This is a genomic window from Desulfoconvexum algidum, assembly GCF_055382125.1.
The window spans coordinates 6464347-6489255 of sequence record NZ_AP042394.1 but is presented as its reverse complement, the minus strand read 5'-3'; the positions used below and the strand labels follow the sequence as shown (position 1 = coordinate 6489255).

Annotated in this window: 23 protein-coding genes; 11 read left to right on the top strand and 12 right to left on the bottom strand. The window is 44.1% G+C overall.

Going from position 1 to position 24909, the window contains the following annotated elements; translation table 11 throughout:
* Window positions 1–43: 43 nt before the first annotated feature.
* From ACZ45G_RS29185 to ACZ45G_RS29175, 3 genes are all read right to left on the bottom strand, one after another.
* Window positions 44–349, bottom strand: a complete 306-nt coding sequence (locus ACZ45G_RS29185) for a putative quinol monooxygenase (RefSeq protein ID WP_464174125.1) — start codon at window positions 347–349, stop codon at window positions 44–46.
* Between the two features lie 13 nt (window positions 350–362).
* A complete protein-coding gene (locus ACZ45G_RS29180) occupies window positions 363–584 on the bottom strand; it encodes a hypothetical protein (RefSeq protein ID WP_464174124.1) in 222 nt (73 codons plus the stop codon).
* A 168-nt stretch (window positions 585–752) separates the two neighbouring features.
* Window positions 753–1742, bottom strand: a complete 990-nt coding sequence (locus ACZ45G_RS29175; protein ID WP_464174123.1) for a universal stress protein — start codon at window positions 1740–1742, stop codon at window positions 753–755.
* 444 nt (window positions 1743–2186) lie between these two features.
* On the opposite strand from ACZ45G_RS29175, the gene dbpA reads away from it, so the two are divergent.
* On the top strand, window positions 2187–3563 hold the full coding sequence (gene dbpA, locus ACZ45G_RS29170; protein ID WP_464174122.1) for an ATP-dependent RNA helicase DbpA: 1377 nt from the start codon (window positions 2187–2189) through the stop codon (window positions 3561–3563).
* 35 nt (window positions 3564–3598) lie between these two features.
* Here the strand turns inward: dbpA and ACZ45G_RS29165 are convergent, their stop codons facing one another.
* Window positions 3599–3991 (bottom strand): ACT domain-containing protein, encoded by a 393-nt coding sequence (locus ACZ45G_RS29165; RefSeq protein WP_464174121.1) that lies wholly within the window; start codon window positions 3989–3991, stop codon window positions 3599–3601.
* A complete protein-coding gene (locus ACZ45G_RS29160) occupies window positions 3988–5118 on the bottom strand; it encodes a histidine decarboxylase (protein WP_464174120.1) in 1131 nt (376 codons plus the stop codon). Before ACZ45G_RS29160 ends, ACZ45G_RS29165 begins: the two co-directional genes overlap by 4 nt.
* A 368-nt stretch (window positions 5119–5486) precedes the next feature.
* Between ACZ45G_RS29160 and ACZ45G_RS29155 the strand changes: the two genes are divergently transcribed.
* Window positions 5487–6269: an enoyl-CoA hydratase/isomerase family protein gene (locus ACZ45G_RS29155; RefSeq protein WP_464174119.1), complete on the top strand. Its 783-nt coding sequence runs from the start codon at window positions 5487–5489 to the stop codon at window positions 6267–6269.
* Between the two features lie 219 nt (window positions 6270–6488).
* Entirely contained in the window at window positions 6489–7487 is a 999-nt protein-coding gene (locus tag ACZ45G_RS29150) for an alpha/beta fold hydrolase (RefSeq protein ID WP_464174118.1), read from the top strand.
* A 143-nt stretch (window positions 7488–7630) separates the two neighbouring features.
* On the opposite strand, the gene ACZ45G_RS29145 is transcribed toward ACZ45G_RS29150, so the two are convergent.
* Both ACZ45G_RS29145 and ACZ45G_RS29140 read right to left on the bottom strand, forming a co-directional pair.
* Window positions 7631–8449 (bottom strand): 4Fe-4S binding protein, encoded by an 819-nt coding sequence (locus tag ACZ45G_RS29145; RefSeq protein WP_464174117.1) that lies wholly within the window; start codon window positions 8447–8449, stop codon window positions 7631–7633.
* Between the two features lie 98 nt (window positions 8450–8547).
* The gene (locus tag ACZ45G_RS29140; RefSeq protein ID WP_464174116.1) at window positions 8548–9729 is read right to left on the bottom strand and encodes a M24 family metallopeptidase; all 1182 of its coding nucleotides are present in this window, start codon (window positions 9727–9729) and stop codon (window positions 8548–8550) included.
* 149 nt (window positions 9730–9878) lie between these two features.
* Between ACZ45G_RS29140 and ACZ45G_RS29135 the strand changes: the two genes are divergently transcribed.
* The 3 genes from ACZ45G_RS29135 (at window position 9879) to ACZ45G_RS29125 (ending at window position 12532) form a co-directional block, all read left to right on the top strand.
* Window positions 9879–10577: a TetR/AcrR family transcriptional regulator gene (locus tag ACZ45G_RS29135; protein ID WP_464174115.1), complete on the top strand. Its 699-nt coding sequence runs from the start codon at window positions 9879–9881 to the stop codon at window positions 10575–10577.
* Window positions 10578–10806: 229 nt separating this feature from the next.
* On the top strand, window positions 10807–11112 hold the full coding sequence (locus ACZ45G_RS29130; protein WP_464174114.1) for a hypothetical protein: 306 nt from the start codon (window positions 10807–10809) through the stop codon (window positions 11110–11112).
* A gap of 16 nt (window positions 11113–11128) precedes the next feature.
* Window positions 11129–12532, top strand: coding sequence for a M20/M25/M40 family metallo-hydrolase (locus ACZ45G_RS29125; protein ID WP_464174113.1), 1404 nt, complete (start codon window positions 11129–11131; stop codon window positions 12530–12532).
* Window positions 12533–12636: 104 nt separating this feature from the next.
* Here ACZ45G_RS29125 and gyrB read toward each other — a convergent pair whose 3' ends face one another.
* The 4 genes from gyrB to rdgC all read right to left on the bottom strand — a co-directional run bounded on the left by gyrB (window position 12637) and on the right by rdgC (window position 17609).
* Complete coding sequence (gyrB, locus tag ACZ45G_RS29120) at window positions 12637–15054, bottom strand: DNA topoisomerase (ATP-hydrolyzing) subunit B (protein WP_464174111.1); 2418 nt, start codon at window positions 15052–15054, stop codon at window positions 12637–12639.
* Window positions 15051–16172 (bottom strand): DNA polymerase III subunit beta, encoded by a 1122-nt coding sequence (gene dnaN, locus ACZ45G_RS29115; RefSeq protein WP_464174110.1) that lies wholly within the window; start codon window positions 16170–16172, stop codon window positions 15051–15053. Before dnaN ends, gyrB begins: the two co-directional genes overlap by 4 nt.
* Before the next feature lie 280 nt (window positions 16173–16452).
* Window positions 16453–16989, bottom strand: coding sequence for a hypothetical protein (locus ACZ45G_RS29110; RefSeq protein WP_464174108.1), 537 nt, complete (start codon window positions 16987–16989; stop codon window positions 16453–16455).
* A 2-nt stretch (window positions 16990–16991) separates the two neighbouring features.
* The gene (gene rdgC / locus ACZ45G_RS29105; RefSeq protein ID WP_464174107.1) at window positions 16992–17609 is read right to left on the bottom strand and encodes a recombination-associated protein RdgC; all 618 of its coding nucleotides are present in this window, start codon (window positions 17607–17609) and stop codon (window positions 16992–16994) included.
* 331 nt (window positions 17610–17940) lie between these two features.
* On the opposite strand from rdgC, the gene nifJ reads away from it, so the two are divergent.
* Both nifJ and ACZ45G_RS29095 read left to right on the top strand, forming a co-directional pair.
* Window positions 17941–21459 carry a pyruvate:ferredoxin (flavodoxin) oxidoreductase gene (gene nifJ / locus ACZ45G_RS29100; RefSeq protein WP_464174106.1) on the top strand — a complete coding sequence of 1173 codons (3519 nt, stop codon included), beginning with the start codon at window positions 17941–17943 and terminating at the stop codon, window positions 21457–21459.
* Window positions 21460–21658: 199 nt separating this feature from the next.
* On the top strand, window positions 21659–22159 hold the full coding sequence (locus ACZ45G_RS29095) for a MaoC/PaaZ C-terminal domain-containing protein (protein WP_464174104.1): 501 nt from the start codon (window positions 21659–21661) through the stop codon (window positions 22157–22159).
* An 11-nt stretch (window positions 22160–22170) separates the two neighbouring features.
* Here ACZ45G_RS29095 and ACZ45G_RS29090 read toward each other — a convergent pair whose 3' ends face one another.
* Window positions 22171–23853, bottom strand: a complete 1683-nt coding sequence (locus ACZ45G_RS29090; protein WP_464174103.1) for an ABC1 kinase family protein — start codon at window positions 23851–23853, stop codon at window positions 22171–22173.
* A 38-nt stretch (window positions 23854–23891) separates the two neighbouring features.
* Between ACZ45G_RS29090 and ACZ45G_RS29085 the strand changes: the two genes are divergently transcribed.
* From ACZ45G_RS29085 to ACZ45G_RS29075, 3 genes are all read left to right on the top strand, one after another.
* Entirely contained in the window at window positions 23892–24080 is a 189-nt protein-coding gene (locus tag ACZ45G_RS29085; protein ID WP_464174102.1) for a hypothetical protein, read from the top strand.
* Window positions 24068–24193, top strand: coding sequence for a hypothetical protein (locus ACZ45G_RS29080; protein WP_464174101.1), 126 nt, complete (start codon window positions 24068–24070; stop codon window positions 24191–24193). Before ACZ45G_RS29085 ends, ACZ45G_RS29080 begins: the two co-directional genes overlap by 13 nt.
* Before the next feature lie 103 nt (window positions 24194–24296).
* Complete coding sequence (locus ACZ45G_RS29075; RefSeq protein ID WP_464174100.1) at window positions 24297–24905, top strand: helix-turn-helix domain-containing protein; 609 nt, start codon at window positions 24297–24299, stop codon at window positions 24903–24905.
* Window positions 24906–24909: the final 4 nt, after the last annotated feature.

Sequence of the window (24909 nt, the reverse complement as noted above, 5' to 3'; positions counted from 1 at the left end):
TCAAATAGTTGGTTTTATATTTTCATGGGGATCTATTGATTGACTATACTTCTTCCAATACTTTGATAGACATTTTTTCAACAAGGGTCTTTGTCTTTTTCCCATATTCCCGCATGTGGGGTGTGGATAGATGTGCCATTAAATCCTCCAGGCTGTTCCATTTCTCGATGATGGTAACTACATTGGGATTCAACTCCTGGGGGGGCAGGGCCGTAGCGACGTCAACCGTCGGCACATACTCAATACACCCCTTTTCTTCCAGAACCTTTGGAATATTTTTTTTAAAAATTTCTATAAAATTGGAAACCTGTCCTTCCTTTATTTGTATGGACGCAATTACATTTATCATTTTATCATTTCCTTTATTTTTTTATAGTCACCTTGTTTTTCAAAATTTCCAGTACCGTGCGGCCGCTTTTTTTGGCAATTATATGGGCATCCGCCACAATTTTTTGAGCATGAGCCGATATTGCTCTCTCATCGGGTAAAGCAGTACCAGATTTTTCATATTGCCAGACAAGAAGTTTCCTGGCAAAGGCAATCTCCTGTTTCCAGACAAATCCATTCTTTCCAAAAATAGCCATCGTCCGGCCTCCCCATGATATCAATTTCAACACTCATATTGGTGGCCGGATCAAATGACTTTTATAAAAAAGATCATATAGTCAGCACCCAGCCTTTATAAACCGGATAGAGTGTAGCATATTTTACAGATTCATATCGTCTCTTTATCATCTCTTTTGCAATTGCGCTTACCCGCCATCCATTTGCCGGACTGCCAGCACAGGACAGGGAGCTTCGCGAATAACCCTATCTGTGGTGGAGCCCACCATCAATTTTTCCCAAAGGGTATGACCACGAATTCCCAATACAATCATGTCGATCTCCTGTTCCCTGGCATACTTTATCAACTCTTTATAGGGTTCCCCGGTCAGCATGATGGTATGAGGGCTACACCAGCTCCGGAACTCTTCAGGCACCATAAAATAGAGTTGCCTTTCAAGGCGTCGGCCTAGTTTATTGATTTTTTCCTGGTTTTCTTCTGTCGCTTTTTTCTGCATCTCAAGATAATCTGAAGTACGCCAGGCCCGGTAATCTCCGGGGATGGCATTGATATAGTCGGATCTTTTCAATTCAATATGTTCCGTCGGTTTAATGACGTGGGTCAGATAAAGCTTTGCCTGATATTCCTGTGCAAGGCTAACGCCATAGTCAAACGCAAGTTTGGAATCCTGTGAAAAATCACACCCCACCATCACTTTTTCCAGCTCCATTTGACCGTCGTCCCGGGGTATGAAACTCTGCTGCCCTGTGTGCATTACCAAAAATGGGCAGTGAAGGGTTTTCATCAATTTCTCCGTGACGGAACCGATCAACAATCTTGTAATCCCTGATTTTCCATGGGTGGCGGTGATGACCATATCTATTTTTTCTTTCAAGGCAAGCTGGCGGATTTCATTGGCCGGATCTCCCTTGCAAACAAAAATTTCATGTTCTATTGTCACCTCTTTTACCAATTCCTCAAGGCGTTGCTGTGCATTACGGATATGTTCATCCTGAAGCATCGCCTTATTAAAGGCGATGCTGCTGTTCACAAAGGAAACATTCACGTCCATGGCGATGTGGACCAAAAACAGTTTTGCATGAAACTTCGTGCACAATGCAACGCTGTAGGCAAGGATCGCATCCGTGAAATCCGAAAAATCAACCGCACACATTATTTTTTTGGGTTGTACTCTCATGGTGGTCCTCCTTTATCAAATTTGCTTTTTTTTAGAAAAATAATGCAACCCTTACCCGTCAGCATGGGATATGTTCCAGTTTTGCAAGGATTCGATCAAGGTTCTCTAATTGAGCATCTATCCTGATACAGGGGAAATGTGAAAGCGCCTAATATTAGACCTTAAAATTATTTTAATCTTGAGGTCTGTCAGTGTCAAGTAGAATTCTCAATGGGACAGAAGGTGTTCTAACCCCTGTCTTCCCTTGATTCAAATTCTGGTAAAATCAAGTCAACTTATAGAGGTAATCCCCCTGGGATGCGCCGGCAAATTGCAGCTTTTATTGTGAATATATGATTTGCCTGGTATGCTTGTGCGCCGGGCACCCATGAGTGCAATAAAAAAGGTGCCATAACACAACAACAGACCTTGGGAGGTCTGTCTTTAATAAAAAAGAAGGATTCCATGAGTGCTTTTACAACCTTGCCGTTAACCAAATCGATGATCGAGAACCTTAAGACCATGGGGTACCAAGAAATGACGCCGGTCCAGGCAGAAAGTTTGCCCCATGTGCTTCGTGGGGAGGACCTGCTGGCCCAGGCCAAAACCGGGAGCGGGAAAACGGCGGCCTTTGGCATCGGCTTGATGCACAACCTGGATGTGAAACGCTTCCGGGTCCAGACCCTGGTCATGTGTCCGACCCGGGAACTGGCGGATCAGGTGGCAGGCGAGCTGCGGCGTATCGCCCGATTCAAACACAACATCAAAATTGTGACCATCTGTGGTGGAATGCCCTTCCTTCCCCAGCAGATCTCCCTGGAACACCAGGCCCATATAGTGGTAGGGACTCCCGGGCGCATCGAGCAGCATTTAAAGCGGGGAACCATGAACCTGGATAATGTGACCACCCTTGTTCTGGATGAAGCAGATCGAATGCTGGACATTGGCTTTACCGACAGCATTGAAGTGATCCTGGGCTATGTGCCCAAACATCGCCAGACCCTTCTTTTTTCCGCGACCTTTCCAGAGTCCATCCTTAAGCTGAGCACCCGGTTTCAGAAAAATGCCCATAGGGTGGTGGTGGATCAAGACCACGAAAAAAATGTCATTCGTCAATATTTTTATCAGTCCGATTGGGAGGCCAAGGCCAATGTTGTGGCCCAGATCCTGGGAACAGTGAAACCCGCATCAACCCTTATTTTCTGCAATACAAAACTCCAGTGCAGGTCTCTTTCAACCTTTCTCGGGGCAAAGGGATTTGCCTCTCTGGCCATTCACGGCGACCTCGAACAAAAGGATAGAACCGAAGTGTTGGTGCGCTTTTCCAACGGCAGCACCCCCATTTTAGTGGCCACGGACGTGGCGGCCAGGGGCCTTGATATCTCAGGGCTCAGCGCAGTGATTAATTTTGATCTTCCCTTTGAATCCGAGGTCTATGTCCATCGTATCGGCCGGACAGGCCGGGCCGGGAAAGAGGGGATGGCCTTTTCCCTCATGACACCCAAGGAGGGTTTCAGACTAAAAGAGATCAACCGCATGATGGGTACTGCTTTTGAGGTGGCCGATCTTGATGCGCTTGAGCCCTCAACCGACAGGAGCGTTCTGCCTCCCATGGTGACCCTGTCCATCAACGGGGGGCGAAAGAGCAAACTTCGGCCCGGGGATATCCTGGGGGCGCTCACCAAAGATGGGGGAATTGCCGGAAGCTGTGTGGGCAAAATCAACTGCTTTGAATTTTACTCCTATGTGGCCATTGAACGCGGTATGGCCGACAAGGCCCAAGCAGCACTCTCAACAAAAAAAATAAAGGGGCGGCACTTTATTATCCACCGGCATGAATAAAAAGGTGGCACTCGGTACCGTGATACGCGGTCCTTTTATTTCACCAGGACATCCTTCAAAATTTTCCTGGTTTTCTCATCCTGGTCCGTGACAATGGCAACAATATTTGATCCTTGGTTCTGCTCTATCATGGTGATGCCGCGAATATTAATATTGTGTTCACTTAAAGTGCGTGAGATACGTCCCAGTGCGCCGGGCACATCATCAATCCTCACCAGAATATTTCCATCGGGAACCGCTTTAAATCCCGATTCAGTGAGAACGGACAGCGCCAGGTCATTGTCCGAAGTAAAGAGCTTGATGCCGGCAAAACCAAGCTCTGAATTGGCATTGATAGAATCTATATTAATGTTGTTTTGACCCAGCAACTCTGAAATTTCTGCCACCAACCCTTTACGGTCTTTATGAATGATCATAATGTATTTCATATTATATCCGAATTATTTTTAATTTTTTTTAAATCACCAAGAAATTGGTCAATCTGATCCTTTCGAACATTGGGCATGCAGATCAGGTGGGTTTTACCATCGGCCGTTGCCAACTGCCATTTTTCCCTGACCGCTTCAGCTACCTCGGGAAACACAATGGTTATGGCGTTGGGATTTCTCCAGGCAGCGACCCCGGCCTGTTGCAAGCTCGTTTCGGTATATTCCGCCATTTCAAGTGCAGATGCCACTCTTTTTTTCAGACCGTCCATACCCAGTTTTTTGATCATATACCAAAGAAATAGGGGGGTCACTCCATTTCGGGAGCCTGTAATCGTTGTATCCAGAGAACCGATGTAGGCAATGGACCTTGCAATACGTGCCACATTTTGTTTCCTGGCAACCAGTATTCCGCAGGGGATGGGAGATCCAAAAGACTTATGGCCGCTCACGGAAATGCTGTCGCACCCATCTTTGAAATCAAATGCAGCCCTGGGCGTTATAAACGGCGCAAGCCCACCACATAGAGCGGCATCCGAATGAATATACCGATCAGAGATCACCAGTTGGTCCAAAATGGCATTAATTTTTAATAGATCATCCTTTGCCTCTGTCATGGTTGTCCCAATGTTGGCAAAAATGATAGCGGGTTTATCCCGATTGATTTTCACAGTTTCATGGAGATCTTCATAATCTATTTCACCATTTGGCTGGGACCGGATCATAATATGGCGTAAATTTAACAGGTGGAGATTTTTACTGACGCTGTAATGGGTGTCTTGGGAATAATAGACAATTCCTCGGGGATAAAGCTCCCGGGCAAGGTATAATCCGTATAGATTTCCCTCACTGCCGCCATTAGTAACATATCCCCAGTAATCATCCTCTTTGGCCCTGAAAAGCCGGGCCATAAATGTAATTACTTCACGTTCAAACTCCCTGGTGTCAACCTTCCAGGTACTGGGAGTAAAGGGATCACCCAGATTGTTCAGGGGATATTTTAAAAATTCAAAGAGATCCTTATAATCAAAATCCTTTGACACGGGATATCCCAGAAAGTTATCTGTTTTCGCTTTAATCCCATCAAGAAAACCCTTAAGCCTATCCTGGTCAGCTTGTTTCAGTCCCATATATTCCCCAAAATATCTTTATCATTATTAAGCGCTTCTTGTGTCAACCACAGCAGTAGTAAAAACAAAGGCGTGTGTCAATCATGAAAACATTTATTGAACAGCACCGATGGCGCATTGAATAATCTGAACCACCTTGTCCACGGAAAGGGTGCCGGTATTTAAAATAAGGTCAAATTTTATTCATCTTGACAGGAAATAAGGGGCCGCAGTATATCATAATTCATGGATATTCACTCTCCCTAGACGATCGCCGCCAGGTGGCGGACAATATGGTGCTGCGACTGGCAACACGGTAACATCCTGACAACGGCAACTTGAGAATGACCGATTGAATAATAATCAATCCCAATAATTAAGGAGGTATCATGATGAAATTTGAAACCCTTATCGTTGAAAAAAATGACACCCATGTGGGAACCCTGACCCTGAACCGCCCGGAAAGTTTGAACACCTTCAACAGTCAGATGGCGGCCGAGCTCGACCAGGCATTGGGGGAACTGGATGCCGACCCGAAAGTTCGGGTTATTCTCCTAAAGGGCGCCGGCCGGGCCTTTTGCGCCGGTATTGATGTCAACGAACTTGCTGGAAAAACCGCCATTGAATACCGAGAGTGGATCGGCAAAATGGAACGGCCCCTTGTGCACATTTCAAAGATGAAAACCCCTGTTATCGGACAACTTAACGGATTTGCCGCTGCCAACGGCATGGGCCTGATTGCCGCTTGCGACCTGGTCATTGCCGCAGACACTTCGCGCATGGGACTGACCGCCATCAATGTGGGATTAAATTGTGTGGGTCCTGTCATCCCCGTTGCCCGTTGCGTGGGCCGGAAAAAAGCGCTGGAACTCCTGCTTTACGGCAACCTTCTCACGGCCCCCGAAGCCCTTGAATTGGGGTTGATCAATAAAATTGTTCCCAAGGATGACCTTGAAACCCAGGCCCTTGTCTGGGCAGAGGAACTGGCTCAAAAAAGCCCCATTGCCGTCCAGATTGCCAAAACAGCGTTTTACGCCTCCGAAGACATGAATTATGCGGCGCAATTTGATTATATGAATGAAGCCTTTGCAAGGCTTTGCACCACCGACGACGCAAAGGAAGGGGTTAGTGCTTTTTTTGAAAAACGCCCCCCGGTCTGGCAGGAAAAATAAACACCCCCGGGCCTTCTGTCATCAGACAGAAGGCCCGGAAAGAATACCCGGACAGGGCCGCCCATATTTTTTTTCTGCACCCGCATTGCTCCGCCCTGTTCTTATTCCGGGTTACTTCTACTCACCACAAAAAAAACCGGGTGTGACCGATTCTTTTTGTGGTTAACTCGCATTATGAAGCAGCACATAATTCACCAGAAGTAGTGATGAAGGTCAAATATGAAACGTGTATTCAAGTTGTTGGGTGGATTATTCCTGCTGTTTGTTGCCGCCGCAGGCATATTCATCGCGGCAAACCAGGTGCCGGATCGTTCAATGGAAGAACTGAAAGTGCGCTGGGCACAACCCCCGTCACAGTTTGTCGAAATTGCAGGCATGCGGGTGCACCTGCGGGATGAAGGGCCGCCCAAGGATCCACTTCCCATAGTGCTTCTGCACGGGACAAGCTCCTCACTCCACACCTGGGATGGCTGGGTTCATGCCCTGAAGAATGAGCATCGGGTCATCCGTTTTGACATGCCGGCCTTTGGGCTCACAGGCCCCTCTCCTGAAAGTAATTACACCATTGAAAATTATGCACGCCTGGTCGTCGCCGTACTCGATAAATACAAAATAGACCATTGCGTGCTGGCCGGCAACTCCTTGGGCGGCTATGTGGCGTGGGCGACAGCTGTTTTGCATCCGGACCGGGTCGAACGGCTGGTACTCGTTGATGCAAGTGGCTATCCGTACCAGGCTCAATCTGTTCCGATCGGTTTCACCATTGCGCGCACACCTGTCTTGAACCGGCTGGTGGGAAATCTGCTGCCCCGGGGAATGGTTGAAAGCAGCGTTAAAAATGTTTACGGCAACCCGTCTTTGGTCACCCCTGAACTGATTGATCGATATTTCGATCTCATCACCCGTTCAGGTAACAGACAAGCACTGGTCAAGCGTTTCCGTCAAACCCGCCCGGGCAAACTATCAACGCGCATACCCAATCTCAAGCTTCCCACACTTATTTTGTGGGGCGGCCGGGACCGTCTTATTCCGCCCTACATTGGCGATCGTTTTCACAAGGAGATTGTCGGCAGCAAACACATAATCTTCAATGAGCTTGGTCATGTTCCCCAGGAAGAAGATCCGGTGAGCACTGTCGCTGCGCTTAAAACATTTTTGGCTCAGCCGCCGTCAGCAGGTTTGCTACCACCAACTCGTCATACAAGACCTTTGCAATAACCTGATGGCCTTGTTCATTAAAATAAACCCGGCAAATTCAGCCGACGCAAAAAACCACGCCGCTAATTAAATATTTATATAAGCTAAAAAAACGGAGGTAATCACATAACCATATGCTGGACGCCGACTGGGGTTTCGCTCGACTACCCCCTTCCAATAGGACACGCCATCTCACACCGCCGGCAATATTTCACCCGTTGTACAACAGCTTCTTCTTTCTCACTATACACCGCTTCCACATTGGCCTCATCGATTAACATCTGTTCGTTGCAGCGAAAGCGGTCGTAAACCCCGGTACGTCCAGGGAGTGTTTCACGACCATAGGCCGCCGGTGAGTATATGGGGCTATTAAAAGCCTTTTGCGGGCACACCTTACGGCAGGGCATGTCGCACCCGTTGCAGGGGTCGAAATCCATCGAACCGGTAGAGGGAAGCTCTGCATTCACCAGCACGACCCGGATACGCTGGCGGGGTCCGAACTGAGGCGTGATCACCAGGTTGTTCATGCCGATGCAACCTAACCCAGCCAGCACTGCAGCATCCTTGAGGTAGATGCCGCCTTTTTCAATATTGTAAGGCAACCTAAAACAGCGCATGTCCGTTTTATGCTCAATCCAATCGGCCAGGTTCCCTATCACATCCATCAGTTGTCGGTTACCCGGGGTGTTTCCTTTATGGGGACTCTCCATCCACCAATCCAGTTCCGGCCGATTGCGCGGATGGGCAACACCGAGAACAATAGCACTCTTGGCTCCCTCCCGCCATTGTACGATTCCGCGTTTTTTGTTATCGGACAGATGCGTGCCCACTCCTTTAAAGTCCGGCATGATCTCACTGAGCCAGTGCGATGGCGAGTCTTTAAGATCGGCAACCCGAGCAATACCGGATATATCTGCACCTAAAAATTTGGCTTGTGCCATGATTTTTTTACCCATTTCTCGATCATTGCCCGTCATGTTCATTGCTTTTAACCTTCGTCTTTAGTTCATAGGATAGATCCTATAATCCCGGCCCTGAATTCCGCCGCCCTTTTTTTGTACACATTCCAGGTATTGCGAAGCTATTTTAATCCAAGACTGCGGGAAATAACCTTGCCCATGAGCCTGCGCAACGGCTTAACTGCCGTGTGGGTCAAGGCATCCATGTCAGACGGATGGTGTGTTAAAAATTCGTATCCCCTGGCCGTTACCAAAAGGGTATCAGAATGTCTAAACCCGCCTATTTCGGGTATGTAAATACCCGGTTCAATACTGATGACCATGTTTTCTTCCAGAACATCATCACTGCCCCGGGCAATATAGGGACCTTCATGGTTCCCAAGACCAATGCCATGACCGGTTCTGTGTAGCAAATATTGTTCATACCCCCTGGCGCAAAGAAATTGGTAAACTGCTTCATCAATTTCTCTGCATAGGACACCGGGGCGAACCATGGAAACAGCCAATTTTCTGGCCTGCAACATATGTTGATACACCTCTCTTTCCTTTGGTGAGGGCTTGGTATGGAAATAGGTCCGTTCCACTTCTGCGGCATACCCGTTCACCCTTAAATAACTCAAGGCCACAAGGGGTCCTTTTCCCATACGGTCATCCACCCGTGGTATGCCGTGGGGCTGGGCACTGAAGGGGGCCGGCCAGGAAGCCATTAAAAATGAAGATTCCATCGGGTCGTAGACAGTCTCTTTTAACACCCGGGTCTGGACTGCCCGGGCCTGGGAAAAAATTTCAAGAACCGTGGCTCCCCTATAACTGGCCTTCATTATTTTTTCCATGCCCAAATCGGCATAGGCTGCTGTTTGACGGATCAATTCAATTTCTGCCGCAGATTTAATTTGCCGCAATTTATCAATTACAGGGACCACCCTGGGGGAAAACAGCGATATTTTATCCAGGTTCTCTGCGGACAGGCCCGGTTCCACCCCCAGGTTTTTCTTATTTTTAAGGCAGTCGGACAAAACTTCTTGCCACCCCTCTCCTTTGGGTGCGGGAAATTCAGTATAGGACAATACCTCACCGATCCCGGTCTTTTGCATGTGGGCGTATTCCAATTTGGGGACGATGAGAAGGGGGGACCGTTCCGGTATGATGATCATAAAAAAAGGACGTTCTTCTGGAACATAGGAGGCACCGGTTAAATAGTAGATGCTTTCCCGGGATGAGACCAGATAGGCAGTAAGCCCCAGGGACCCTATTTTTTGGTCAAGCCGTGTTCGTCTGTCTGCATATTCTCTGGCTGAAATCATTCGTTCTCCGAAAGAATTAATTAATAATTAGTTTACTTAATTGTATTAAATAAATTAACTATTAATTAATTCAGGTATTGTCAATATTAAAAAATTCAGGTAGATTATTTTCCATTAAATAACCACAATTTCCTAAAAAAAGAAAAAAAATGATACCACGACGTGAGCGACTCAGACAGGCCACCATAGATGAAATTAAAACCATTGCATGGCAGTTGTTACAAACCCATGGCACCATAACCATCCACAGTATTACCCAGCAAATGGGAATGACAGCCCCGGCTTTTTACAGTTATTTTAAAAGCAAGGATCAGTTGATGGAACACCTGATCATGGGGTCTTTGGATTCCTTCCATGGGGCATTAAGAACTGCCAGGGACAAAGCGTCCTCATCTGATATTTCTTTACAGATGATACACACGCTTTTGGGATACAGGGAATGGGCTGTTGCCAACCCAATCGCCTTTGGACTTTTTGCCGGTAAAAAGGTATATGGATTTGATCCGGTCAGTGAAACCATTTCCACAACAGCAGAAAAGGGATACCATATTCTCTTTAATTTATTTGACAGGGCCTGGCAAAAATCTTTGATAACACTCCCAAAATCACTTGTCTTACCCCTCCCCTATAAACAACAGATGTCAAAGATAGGCAGTGCCTATGGGCTCTCATCCCCTGAAGAACTGATCCATTTGGTTGTCCATACCCTTGCCCTGGTGCATGGTCTGATTTCCCTGGAATTATCGGCCAGGTTTAACCCTGTTATTGAAGATGGTTCAGTGTTGTTTAAATTTCAAATTTTAACGGTCCTTGATCACATGGGACTTCACTGTGAAGGGTCATTTTAAGTCGCTGCGGCCGCGTCCAGGTCGTACACCAATCCATGGCGCGCAACCAAGCCAAGGTGAAAGGTTCATTTTTTCTCTTTTCCCGGCAAACATTTCCCCTTATACCAAATAGATCATCACACCTCCCATATTCATGGGCATTTCAAGCCTGGCATTGGAATTGCAAAAAGCAATCATAGGATATCAACGCCATCGCAAACAGGCAAAAAACAACACAAAAGGAGACACCATGGATATCAATCATAATATAAATTCTCAAAAAACCGCCAATGATCTATCCCAATTTGCTTTAAAAAATCATCCCCCGGGTAAAGGATCAAGCGCATCAAAGGAGACGGGCAAGGAAATTTTAACAACCCCATTCGAGTCAACCACCGTCAGCCTCTCCAAAGAAGGACGCGTGGCATCTTTTACCGTGGACTTCAATGCAACAGCCGATAATCTCTCAAAACTGAACGTACTCAAAAATTCGGATTCCTTCGCCAAAGCGCATTCTTCCATCTCATATGAAAAGGTAAAAAATCTTTTGATTTAAACAGGAAGTAATTATTATGAATATCAATTCATTAAAAATTTTTATTGAAAAAACATGGGATACATCTGTCATCCCATCGCTAAAAAAATACATCACCATTCCTGCAGTTTCTCCTGCCTTCAACCCGGACTGGAACACAACCTCTCACCTGCTGGATACGCTGGAACTGGCGCAATCATGGTGCAAATCAATGGCACTTAAAAATACCAACATCCAGATCATTAAAGAAGAGGGTAGAACACCCATCCTCCTAATCCAGATTGAAGCCACAACACCGGATCATAATGAGAATATAATGATGTATGGTCATCTGGACAAGCAGCCGCCTGCAGCAGGATGGGATGATAACAAAGGGGCATGGACCCCTGTCATTGAAAACGACCGGCTCTATGGCCGGGGGGCTGTTGATGACGGTTATTCTATATTCACGGCTGTCACTGCAATAAAAGCCCTTCAATCGGAGAACATCCCCCATGGCAGATGTGTTATCCTCATTGAAACCTGTGAGGAAAGCGGCAGCTGGGATCTCGAATATTATATTGAAACCTGTAAAGACATCATTAAAATCCCAAGCCTCATTATATGCCTGGATTCAGGCTGTGGAGACTATGAAAGAATTTGGATCACCACCTCCCTTCGTGGTACCATTGTCGGTGAACTCGAAGCAAGAGTTTTAACCCAGGATATCCATTCAGGCATGTCCGGAATGGTTGCCTCAAGTTTCAGAATTTTACGGCAGATCCTGGACCGGGTTGAGGATTCCAAAACCGGGGATATTCTTATCAAAGAATTCCATACACATATTCCGCAAGAACGACTCACGCAGATGCAGGAAACAGCAAAAGAAATAGACACCCATCTGATCCAGGACCTTCCGCTTTTTAATGCTACATCTGCCATGAGCAATGATCCATTACAGCTTTTGATCAACAGCACATGGAAACCGGCCATATCTTATATTGGCGCAGAGGGCATACCCAAATTTGAAACAGCCGGGAATGTGATCCGGGAGTATTCCAAACTGCTGCTGTCAATCAGGACACCTCCCACAGTGGACACCACCATGCCGAGTCAAAAACTAAAGTCTGTCATTGAGCAGGACCCGCCCTATGGTGCGAAGGTCACTTATAAGATATTAAAACACGCCAGCGGTTGGGATATGCCCCAATTGGGCGACCTCCTTGAAGAAAACATAAATAACGCATCAAATCTTTGTTTTGGCAAGACATGCGGCTTTGCCGGAGAAGGCGGGTCTATACCATTTATGACGCTGCTTGCTAAAAATTTCCCAGATGCAAAATTTCTGATCACAGGAGCCCTGGGTCCCAACGCCAATGCCCATGGGCCAAATGAATTTTTACACCTGCCATATGTAAAAAAGCTAAATCTTGCCATATCAATCATCATTGGAAATTTATAAGGGAAATAGTAAACCTGACCCGGTTTTATAATTTAAAAAACCGGTTTCCGGGAAATCATCATTTCCTGGAAACCGGTCAGTATTTTAATACCAATATATAAAAATTAATAGTCCAGTGAGGAGACCTCAAGGGCATGTTTCTGAATAAAATTTCGTCTGGGTTCTACTTCTTCCCCCATGAGCAGGGTAAAAATATCGTCAGCTTTTTCAGCATCCTCAATCTCCACCCTGAGCATGATCCTTTTTTCCGGATTCATGGTGGTCTCCCAGAGCTGATCTGCATTCATTTCACCCAAACCTTTGTAGCGCTGAATATTAATCCCTTTTTTCGCTTCAGCCATAACAAATTCATGGAGCTGGGTTAAATTATCAATGGTGGTTACTCGTTTGGCATCTTCCGCCTTGGAGGAGATGGAAAAATCAGGACAATCAAGGGGTTCCATTTTTTTATAATTTTTAAGCATTCGCTGGTAATCATTGGTGGATAGAAGTTCCCTGCCAACCCTTACCAATACTTCTTTTTTGTCTTCATCATAGATATCCATTTCATGGATATTTCTTTCCATGTCATAGTCTATTTCCCCGGACTTGTACCCGCAGGTTTCAAGGGCCTTGGTAAGGATTTCCATATTTTCTTTATTTTCAAGGAAAAGTTTATCCTTTACCCCGTTTTTAATCAAAACCAATAAAAGATCTGTATCGAAATCCCGTTTTTTTAATAAATTTACCGCATTAAAAAAAGCGGTCATATTGATGAGAAAATCGTGAAAAACCTCCTCTGTAAGAGGATCTTCATTTCCATTGATGAATAAATTTTTCTGGGAGGATATCCTTTTGATCAGGTAATTGGAGTACTCTTCCTCATTTTTTAAATAGGTGCCGCTTTTCCGGGACCCCACCCTGAATAAAGGGGGTTGGGCAATATACAAATACCCATTGGCAACCAGATCCGGCATTTGACGATAAAAGAAAGTCAGCAACAGGGTTCTGATATGGGAACCATCGACGTCGGCATCGGTCATGATCACCACCTTGTGATACCGCAATTTTTCTATATCATATTCTTCCCGGCCGGCTCCGGTGCCAAGGACCGTGAATATATTTTTAATTTCATCACTTCTTAAAATTTTGTCAAACCGGGCTTTCTCAACATTTAAAATTTTACCCTTTAGGGGAAGGATGGCCTGAAACCGTCTGTCCCTTCCCTGTTTTGCACTACCACCCGCCGAATCGCCCTCGACCAGGAATAGCTCTCTTTCAGCAGGATCTGCATACTGACACTCTGCCAACTTGCCCGGCAGGGTGGAATCCAACAGGGTGCCTTTTTTCCGGGCCAATTCCCGGGCTCTTTTGGCGGCATCACGGGCCCTTGCAGCATCCACACCCTTGGCAATAATTTTTCTTGCCACGTTGGGATTTTCTTCCAGATAGTGACCCAGTTTTTCATTGAGCAGGGATTCCACAATCCCCTTTATCTCATTGTTACCAAGCTTGGTCTTGGTCTGTCCCTCAAACTGGGGTTCCATAAGTTTGACAGAAATAATAACGGAAAGACCTTCCCGCATATCATCCCCGCTGATTTTAATATTTTGCATATTCTTGGGCAAATTATTGGAGCCCGAGGTAATATAGGAATTCACCGTCCGGGTCAGGGCTGCTTTGAAACCGGATACATGGGCACCGCCTTCAATGGTGCGGATATTATTGGCAAAGGAAAATAATTTTTCCTTAAAGGTGTCATTATACTGGATGGCCACCTCTATCTGAACATCTTTTTTATCCCCTTCAATGTGAATGGGTTCATGCAAAGGCGTGCACGACCGGTTCAAATATTCCACAAAGGAAACAATCCCGCCTTCAAAATAAAAATCATCTTTTTCAGCGGATCGCTCATCTTCCAAAACAATTCTTAAGCCTTTATTTAAAAAGGCCAACTCCCGCAATCTTCTGGAAAGGGTTTCATAAACAATCTCATTTTCATTCATGATGGTAAAATCAGGGATGAAATTTATTTTGGTTCCCCTTTTTACGGTATCTCCCGTAACCACAAGGTCTGTGAGCTTATCTCCCTTGGAATAGGTCTGGTGATAAATTTTGCCGTTTTTATAAACCTCCATCGTAAGGAGGTCAGACAATGCATTGACCACGGAAATACCCACCCCGTGGAGACCTCCAGATACTTTATAGGAATCCTTGTCAAATTTACCGCCGGCATGGAGTTTGGTCATGACCACTTCACAGGCGGGAATATGCTCTGTTTCATGCATTTCAACGGGAATACCCCGACCATTGTCCTCCACGCTCACACTCATATTAGAATGGATGGTGACAAAAATCGTGTCGCAGTGACCTGCCATGGCCTCGTCAATACTATTGTCCACCACTTCGTATACCAGATGGTGAAGACCTGCCAGATCCACATTTCCAATATACATGGAAGGCCGTTTACGAACCGCTTCAAGGCCTTCTAATACTTTTATACTGTCCGAATTATACTCTTTTGTTACGTCATTATTTTTCATGATATATGCATTGCCATTATTACACAAACAAGTTTATCATCATCAAGACTCTTTATAATGCAGGGGCTTTTACTGTCCTTGATATTTATAACCACAATAGACTCCTCAAACAAATTCAGGGCATCCCTAAAATATTGAGGGTTAAAGGCGCTTTTTATTTCTTCACCCGTAAAACCGATCATGAGCCGCTCCTTGGATTCGCCTATTTCAGGGTTGGTGATGGTCACGATCAGTTCATTTTCTTTAAAATTTAAAATAACACTTTTATAATCATCCGAGGTAAGAATAGATACCCGCCTCATAAGAGTGGAAAACATATTCCTGTCCACTTCCATGGGAATCATTTCGTCATAGTTGAGGACAGGTTTATAATCCGGGTATTCTCCGTCCAGAAGCTTTATCATCACCGACTCATTTGCCCGCTGAAAAATAAAATAATTATCTTTAACCCCCACCTGGATGGCGTCTAAATTAGAATCAATAAATTTATTGAGTTCACCCAATCCTTTCTTGGGAATGATAACACTTTCTTGAGGGAGATTCAGTTTTCCTTTAAAAGGGGCATCATAGCAATGGAGACGTCTTGAATCTGTGGATACAATTCTTAACCGTTCCTCATCGCCGGATACAATTTTTTCCATCAGGGATCCTAAAACATATATTCTTTTTTCATCCCCTGTAAAACTGACAACAGAAGAAATCGCCACCATACGTTTAAGATCCACAGCGCTGATTTCAATAAAATCTACATTTTCAATTAAAGGGGTCTCGGGAAAATTTTCATAATCAGATGAAACAATATGGTAAAGACTATCCCCTGTTCCAATTTCAACCCATCTATTTTCCACTTCATTTATAACAATTTCATTATCAGGGTATTCTCTGATGATCTCAAAAAATTTTTTAGAATTGATAGACAGGACACCTTCAGTTTCAACCTGGGCATCATAGGTGCCAGTAAAAACGGTTTCCAGATCATTGGCCGTAATACTGATCTGTGATCCTACAGCTTTAATAAGGATATCAGAGGTGATGGTTAAATTGGTTTTCCTCCCTGTAATTCCTTGAATCTTTGACAAGATATCCAGAATATCCTTTTTATTAAACGAAAATTTCATTTAAAATCCTTTTCTTAAAATTGTATATCCTTCAATATTTATATCAAAACCCTTTAATTATCAATTATTAAATAAAGATGATTGTATTAATATATTAATTAAATAAAGATAATAGTAATAGTAAGGGGTGTTTAAAAGTTCATAACTTTATAAGATTCTGTAATTCAAAGAAAATAACTATAAAGTTTTTAGTAAAATTCTATTTATATTTTGTTTATAACCCCATAGTTCCTGACCTTTATTTTAAAGTGTTCAAAACCCTAAAGTTATGAACATTTTACTAGGATCCATGGATCCAGTTGTTAATCTCTTGTAATCCTTTAGTTTTCCAGTCATCTGAAATTCTATTTTCAATATATTTTAAAAAAAGCGTGTCAATAACCCCCGTAACCTTCAGTAATAAATAGGCTTTTTCAAGGATTATCCCCTCTAATTCATCTTCTGATTTTGTGGTCTGGGTGGAGGGGGTTTTAAGTCCGGTAATATTAAAACTCTCGCCTTTAATTGTGAATTTATATTCCTCTTCTTCCCCCATTTTGCACAAGAGGTTTAGTTCCGTAACAAAGGCCCCTTTTTTAAGGGCGGTGGTGCCTTCTTCAAGACCTGCCTTATCTCCTTTTATGGTGATTTTTTCCTTTGATTTATCCCCAAGATTGTTCTCAAGGACAAGGGAATTACCTATTTCCAGGGAAACTGGTTCTTTGGATTCAATTATGGCGGCTATATCTTTTTCCTTTTCAATAAGAAACCAGATCCAGGTTAAAAATTCATTGCCCAGAAAAATATATTTATTATATGCGGTGGCGATATCAAGCATGGTTATCCTTTTACGTATTTTAAGGGAGATAGGGAGAGGACCCGGTCTTTTTCATCGGCTGAAAATCCGGATTTTGTTTCAACAATGGTATAAGGAAATAGCCGGATGGGTTTTAAGTTAAATGAATTTAAAAACAAGGTTTCAAATAATTCATTGGCTGCTTTCTGGGTGGTAAATAAAAATAGATTTTTATCTTCATAACTCCAAAGAATATCATAAATAGTGGGGATGGATGGAATTCTATGCATAAGCACATCCAGTATGGTTTCTTTGAGTTCAGATTTTTCATTTTTAGATAAAAAATCCCGGCCGGACTCTTCTTTTTTTTTCTCAATGGCCAGGGCCATTTGTTTTTGGACCAGTTTCATGGGGATTGATTTTTTATCAATTCTCAGGGAAAAAACAAAATAAGTGCCGAAAATAAAGGAAAATTTTTCAAAATCAGGATTATAGGGACTTTCATAGGGGGTCCACCCGGCTGAAAGCTCCTCATATTCGTTTTCCTGCTTTGGTATTGCATTTTCTGTTAATCCTTTTCGAACTTCATCCATCACCGTTGCTTCAAAACTACCCTCAATGTGGTAGCGGCTCATGGAATGAGTTGATGATATCAAACCCATAGATACTCCTTAAAAATATAAATATTTATCAAATTTTTTTGTACATAAAAGAGCTAAGTGTAACATATTTTAAGAAAAAACAACAGAAAATCCCTGGGACGAAATTGCTGAGTTTAACCAATAAAATGTATTTTGATTTAAAAGGATGGGGTCTGGTGAAAAGGGATATAAAAAACATTTATTTAATAAATTTTATTCAAACTTTTTTAAATATTTATTATAAAAAGCTTGTTTTTCTATGAGCATTTACAAATTTAAGAATTTATTGTATGAGAGTAGGGTTATATTGGGATTATTAATGTTCTCATTACTATACAAAGAGGTGATATTTATGAAAAAAAGAATGCAGACGATTGATGGAAATACCGCTGCTACCCATGTGGCCTATGCCATGAGTGAGGTGGCTGCAATATATCCTATTACCCCTTCAAGTCCCCTGGGTGAGATAGCAGACTCCTGGGCTGTAAAAGGGAAAAAAAATATATTCGGTCAGATTCTGGATATAAAACAGATGCAGTCGGAAGCCGGTGCTGCCGGTGCGGTTCATGGCTCCCTTGCTGCCGGGGCCCTTACCACTACATTTACAGCTTCCCAGGGTCTTTTGTTAAAAATACCCAATATGTATAAAATAGCCGGTGAGCTTCTTCCCACTGTCTTTCATGTGACTGCCCGGTCTATTTCCGGCCATGCCCTGTCAATTTTCGGGGATCATCAGGATGTCATGGCTTGCCGGCAGACCGGATTTGCCATGCTGGCTTCCTGTTCTGTACAGGAAGCTCAGGATATAGCCCTTGTTGCCCATCTTGCCACAATGGAATCTCGGGTTCCTTTTTTACATTTTTATGATGGGTTTAGAACTTCCCATGAAATTCAGAAAATAGAGATGATTGAAACCGAGGATATGGCCACCCTGTTCAATTATGATGCCTACCAGGCATTTAAAAGCAGAGCGGTTAATCCGGAACATCCCGATACCAGAGGAACCGCCCAGAACCCGGATATTTTTTTCCAGGGTCGGGAGGCATCCAACTCCTATTATCTCAAGGTTCCGGCCATTGTAAAAGCCTGTATGAAAAAAGTGGGTGATCTGACGGGTCGGCATTATAAACCCTTTGATTATGTAGGGGACCCGGAAGCCGATCGGGTTATTGTGGCCATGGGATCCGGCTGCGAAGCCATTGAAGAGTCCATTATAGAACTGAATAAAGAAGGCCAGAGATTGGGACTTGTAAAGGTTCGCCTCTACAGACCCTTTGATGTGGAAGCCTTTTTAAATACTATTCCTTCAACCATTGAGACTATTACGGTTCTGGATAGAACCAAAGAACCCGGTGCCATTGGTGATCCTCTTTATATGGATGTCTGCACGGCATTTATGGAATACGGCGAAGGTCCAAAAATTATTGGCGGACGGTATGGACTGTCTTCCAAGGAGTTCAATCCTTCCATGATCAAGGCAGTTTATGACAACATGAAAGTGATTTCTCCTAAGAACCATTTTACCGTGGGAATTGTGGATGATGTCACCCATACCTCCCTTGAGGTGGTAAAGGGGTTTAATCCCGCACCCAAGGGGACAATATCTGCAAAATTCTGGGGGCTTGGTTCCGATGGAACGGTGGGTGCAAACCAGTCAGCCATTAAAATCATCGGGGATAACACCGATAAATATGCCCAGGGGTATTTTGCCTATGATTCCAAAAAATCAGGCGGGCTGACCGTATCCCATCTACGATTCGGGGATGTAAAAATCCAGTCCACCTATTTGATTGAAAATTCTGATTTTGTGGCCTGCCATAAATCCAATTATATGGAAATTTATGATGTGATCAAGGGTCTTAAGGAAGGGGGAACACTGCTTCTCAATTCTGAATGGTCCTTGAAGGATATGGAAAAAAACATTCCAGGGGATGTTCGAAAGACCATTTATGACAAAAAAATAAATTTTTATAATATTGATGCCGTAAAAATAGCTGGCGAAGTCGGTCTTGGCAACCGCATCAACATGATTATGCAGACCTGCTTTTTCAGTCTGGCCAATGTATTGCCTGTGGAAGAGGCCATCGCTTTGCTGAAAAAAGATATTAAGGTCATGTTTGGTAAAAAAGGTGACGCCATTGTGAACATGAACATAGAAGGGGTGGATAAAACCCTGGCAAAGTTAATCAAGGTAAAAGTGCCGAAATCCTGGAAGGATGGTGTCAGAGAAGTAAGCAACGCTGACAAAGCCACACCCTTTGTGGATGATGTCATGCGCAAAATAAATGCCCAGAGCGGGGATGATCTTCCTGTTTCTGCATTTTCCGTGGATGGTGTATTTGAACCGGGAACCAGCAAGTACGAAAAACGTGGGGTTGCCATTAATGTACCTGAATGGATACCTGAAAATTGTATCCAGTGTAACCAGTGCGCCTTTGTTTGCCCCCATGCCGCCATCATTCCCATTGTGGCCAATGAAGAGGAGCTTGCAAAAGCCCCTGGCTCTTTTGTTACGGTTGACGGCAAGGGTAAGGGCATGGACGCATTTAAATTCAGAATGCAGGTGAATCCCCTGGATTGCCAGGGATGTGGCAATTGTGCTGATATCTGTCCTGCCAAAATAAAGGCCCTTGTGATGAAGCCTGTCGCAGGTCAGATAGCCGCCGAGAAAGACAATCACAAATTTTCTTTGGGTGTTCCCTTTAAGACGGATATTCTCAAACGGGAAACCGTTAAGGGCAGTCAGTTATTCCAGCCCTTGCTTGAGTTTTCCGGTGCCTGTGCCGGCTGTGGTGAAACCCCCTATGTAAAAGTGCTCACCCAGCTGTTTGGTGAAAGAATGACAATTGCCAATGCCACCGGGTGTTCTTCCATATGGGGCGGTTCTGCTCCCAATATTCCCTATTGCACCAATGCAGATGGCCAGGGCCCTGCCTGGGCAAGCTCCTTGTTTGAAGATGCAGCTGAGTTTGGATATGGTATGATGCTGGCGGTGAATGCAAGGAAAAAGACCCTGACGGCCAAGGTGGAAGAGGCCCTTAAAACAGAGATAACAACTGATGTAAAAGCAGCCCTTGAAGGATGGCTGGCGGGTAAAGAAGATGTGGATGAATCCAAACGCTACAGCTTTGCCCTGAAAACCCTTTTAAAAGATGAAGAAAAGGGGCTTTTAAAAGAGATTTATAATGAACGAGATGTGTTTGTTAAAAAATCCCATTGGATATTCGGAGGTGACGGCTGGGCCTATGATATTGGGTTTGGCGGTGTGGACCATGTTTTGGCCTCGGGAGACAACATTAATATTTTGGTAATGGATACGGAAGTTTACTCCAATACTGGCGGTCAGTCTTCCAAGGCAACTCCCACAGGCGCCATTGCCAAATATGCGGCTTCGGGTAAAAAAATAGCTAAAAAAGATATGGGCCGGATGATGATGAGCTATGGATATGTGTATGTGGCATCTATTTCCATGGGCGCCAACAAGAACCAGACCATGAAGGCCTTTATAGAAGCTGAAAATTATCCGGGACCCTCTCTTATCATCTGTTATGCTCCCTGTATCAACCAGGGCATCAGAAAAGGCATGGGCAAATCCCAGCTGGAAGAAAAACTGGCCGTTGACTCCGGTTATTGGCCCTTGTACCGGTATAATCCACAACTTGTCGAGGAAGGTAAGAATCCTTTTACCCTTGACTCAAAAGCCCCGGACGGCACCCTCCAGGATTTCCTTGGCGGAGAGGTCAGATTTGCAGCTCTTGAAAAGAGCTTGCCAGAAGAATCCAAACGCCTGAGGGCCAAAATCGAAGGGGAGGTGAATGATAAATACACCATGCTCAAGATGATGGCCGATGCCGGAAAAGATGAAAAATAAAGAAAAATAAAGAATTATAAATAGATCGTAAAATGAAAAAAGGGCTGGAAATTTATTTTCCAGCCCTTTTTAATTTTATTTTGGTGATTTTTCTATACCACCCGGTAAAAATTATTTTAATTGGATTGACCCAAAAACATGGTTTTTGATACCATAGTAAAAAAACATATAAGAAATTTAAGGGCAATCCCGGGAGAATATGGTAAATTTAATTCGAGAAAAGGCGGTTAAGGGACTTTCACCAGGGGATTCATTTACCTATACCCGCAGGTTTACAAAAAAAGAGACCATGGCTTTCGGTGATTTGACCCGTGATTATAATCCGGTTCATTATGATACAAGGTGGACAGATGAAAAGGGATTCAAGGACCAGATTTGCCATGGGTTACTCATCGGAGGAATGATTTGCGAGTTTGGCGGTCAGGTGGGCTGGCTTGCAACGGGAATGAATTTTAAATTTATAGGTCCGGTCTATTTTAATGACACCATCACATGTACCGTGACCATTACCCAAATTCAAGAAAACGGACGGGCAGAAGCTGATGCGGTTTTTATAAATCAAGAGAATAAAAAAATAGGAATTGCCGCCATGACCGGCCGCCTTCCTCTGGAAAAGGAACGATTGATTTTGGCCCGGATGATGGCAGAAGGGGATCCTTCCAATAAATTGGCAGATGAACCTTATGATATCGACCTATAATTGACCTAATTTTATTTGCTGGGTTTGACAAAGAGCCATAGTCCCAGAAAAATGGCACAGGCAATGGTGCTCAACCCCAGGATGGAGATGCCAAAAATTTGGGGAGGCACCTTAAAACTTAAAAGGAGAGAAGAGGCTATTATCAAAGAGGAAATAATGATGGATACCGATAATTTATGGCTCTCCCGATGAAAAGCACCGATTATTTTTTCCAGTTTCTGGACGTCAAATCCCAGGACAAATTTGCCTTTTCTTGCCTGGCGAATGATGGAAATGGAATCCCGTGGAATTTCCTGAAGCAGCTGAAGGGATTCAAGGGAAAGGCTGGAAAGATCTTGGGAAATACGCGACAGGGAGATCCGTTCCATTTTTTTTCTTTTGATAAAGGGTGCTGCATATCCCACCATATCAAATTCTGGATCAAGCCTTTGGGCAACCCCTTCAACCGCTGCAAAGGATTTCATCATCAAAAAAGTGTCCGGATACAGGCGAAGCTTGTGTTTGGACGTAATTTTTAAAAGGTCCTGCAGCAAGCGTCCCACATTGATATTTTTTAATGCCTTGGTCAGATATTGGCCGATAAATGTGGAGATGTCCCGTTCCAAAAACCGCATATCCGGCTCTTCATCATATTCGGTAAGTTCCAGCAGGTAGTGGCAGGTTGCCGAAGGTTTTTCCGTAACAACACTTGCGATCAGGTCAATAAATACTTCTCTGGCCCTGCGGTCCATGAATCCCATCATCCCGAAATCAACAGGGCCCAGCACATTATTGGGCAATACAAACAGATTGCCCGGGTGGAGATCGGCATGGAAAAAACCGAATTCAAACACCTGTTTTAAAATCAGGTCCGCACCCCGCCGGGTTAATGCTTTTCTATCCATGCCCGCTTTTTCAAGTGCTGTCAGGTCTGAAATTTTGATGCCCTGGATATATTCCATGGTTAAAACGGTTTGAGTGGTTCGATCCAGATAGACCTTGGGAATATGGATGGTTGAATCAAAGAGAAACTGCTGGGCGACCCGTTCCATATTGGATGCTTCCAGAGTGTAATCCATTTCTTTGTCCAGGGTTTCGGCAAACTCTTCAACAATTTTTACGGGACGGAAAAAAGAAAGATCTTCAATGTGGCGTTCCATCAGGGTGGCCAAATGGTTCATGATTTCAAGATCCACCTGGATAATCTTTCTTAACCCTGGGCGCTGGATTTTTACGGCAACCTGTTCACCTGTTTTTAAGCGTGCCAGATGAACCTGGCCGATGGATGCAGAGGCAAAAGGGTCTTCTTCCATGGTAACAAAGGGATTTTTTTGAGGCCCAAATTCTTTGGTCAGTATTCTTTGAACCTCAGCAAAGGGAAATTTTGGCACATTGTCCTGGAGCTTTTCAAGTTCAAAAATAAATTTTAAGGGTATAAGGTCAGGACGGGTGGAAAGAATTTGACCGAATTTAATAAAAGTGGGACCAAGCTCTTCAAAGAGAAGTCTGGTACGTTGGGGTTGGGTTAAACGTTCAAATCTCGCAGGCTTGGACCTGGAGATCATTTTCAGACCAATCTCAAGATATTGGTCAATCTTCAAGGCCTCAATAATATTACCAAATCCATACTTGAACAGGATGGTTAATATCTGACGGTAGCGGTTGATGTTCCGGTATGTACGGCCTACAACATCAAAGTCTCTCAGGCTTAGCATAAAAATAAAGTTTCCGATTAGAAAATTTGGGTTTCGTTATGTCTATTTTATTGCAAGGTGTATACGCATTCCGCCGTATCACGATTTCTGACCCCATGGCCCTCATGGGACAGTCTGACCAGACAGCGTCAAGGACAGAACTGACTATAGCGTATATTTTCTATGGGAGCAAGGCCGTCATTGGCATCCCAAAAATTGAACACCGGAATGTTTTTTGGAAAAAATAAGAGAGAGCCTGGCGTTTACCACCTTCCTAAAAGGGTGGATTTCAGAGGTCATTGACAAGCGGTTGAAGGAAATTTTGGCTGCCACAAATTTTGCCTTTCTTTTTAAAACCTGACGGGTTTATCTCTTGATATAGAAGTTTGGTCATGCTAAACTTTTTTATCTTTTTTTAAATATGTTTAAAAAAATGATGAGAATAAGGAGAAGCCCCAAAAAGAATGTCACCTAAGAATGCAAACAAAGTAAAGGAAGAGGTCGCTGCCCTGAATCTGGGCAATAAAATCAGGAACCTTCGGAAACAAAGGGCCCTGACCCTCCAGGAAGTTTCTAATCTTACAGGCCTGTCAAAACCGTTGCTTTCCCAGATAGAAAATAATCTTGCCGCCCCGCCCATCGCAACCCTTATAAAGATATCCACGGCACTTGGGGTGAAAATATCCCATTTTTTCCGGGACCATAACATGGAAGACCGGATTGTGGTGGTAAAGAAAAAAGATCGGTACAGCGTTAATAAGTTGTTTCACCACAAGAATGAGTCCCGCATTGGATATAAATGGGAATCCCTGGCCTATCCCATGGTGGGAAAACAGATGGAACCCTTTGTGGTGGAAATAGAACCCATGGAAGAAAAAGACCTTTTGTTCAATGACCATAAGGGAGAGGAATTTCATTTTGTCCTGGAGGGAATTGTTGAATTCAAAAGCGCAGAACAGCTCCACCATCTGGAAAAAGGGGACAGTATCTATTTTGATTCGAGTATCCCCCATGCCCTTCGCGGAATAGGAGGGGTGGCAACCTCCCTGATTGTTATTTTTGCCCCCAAATAATTTT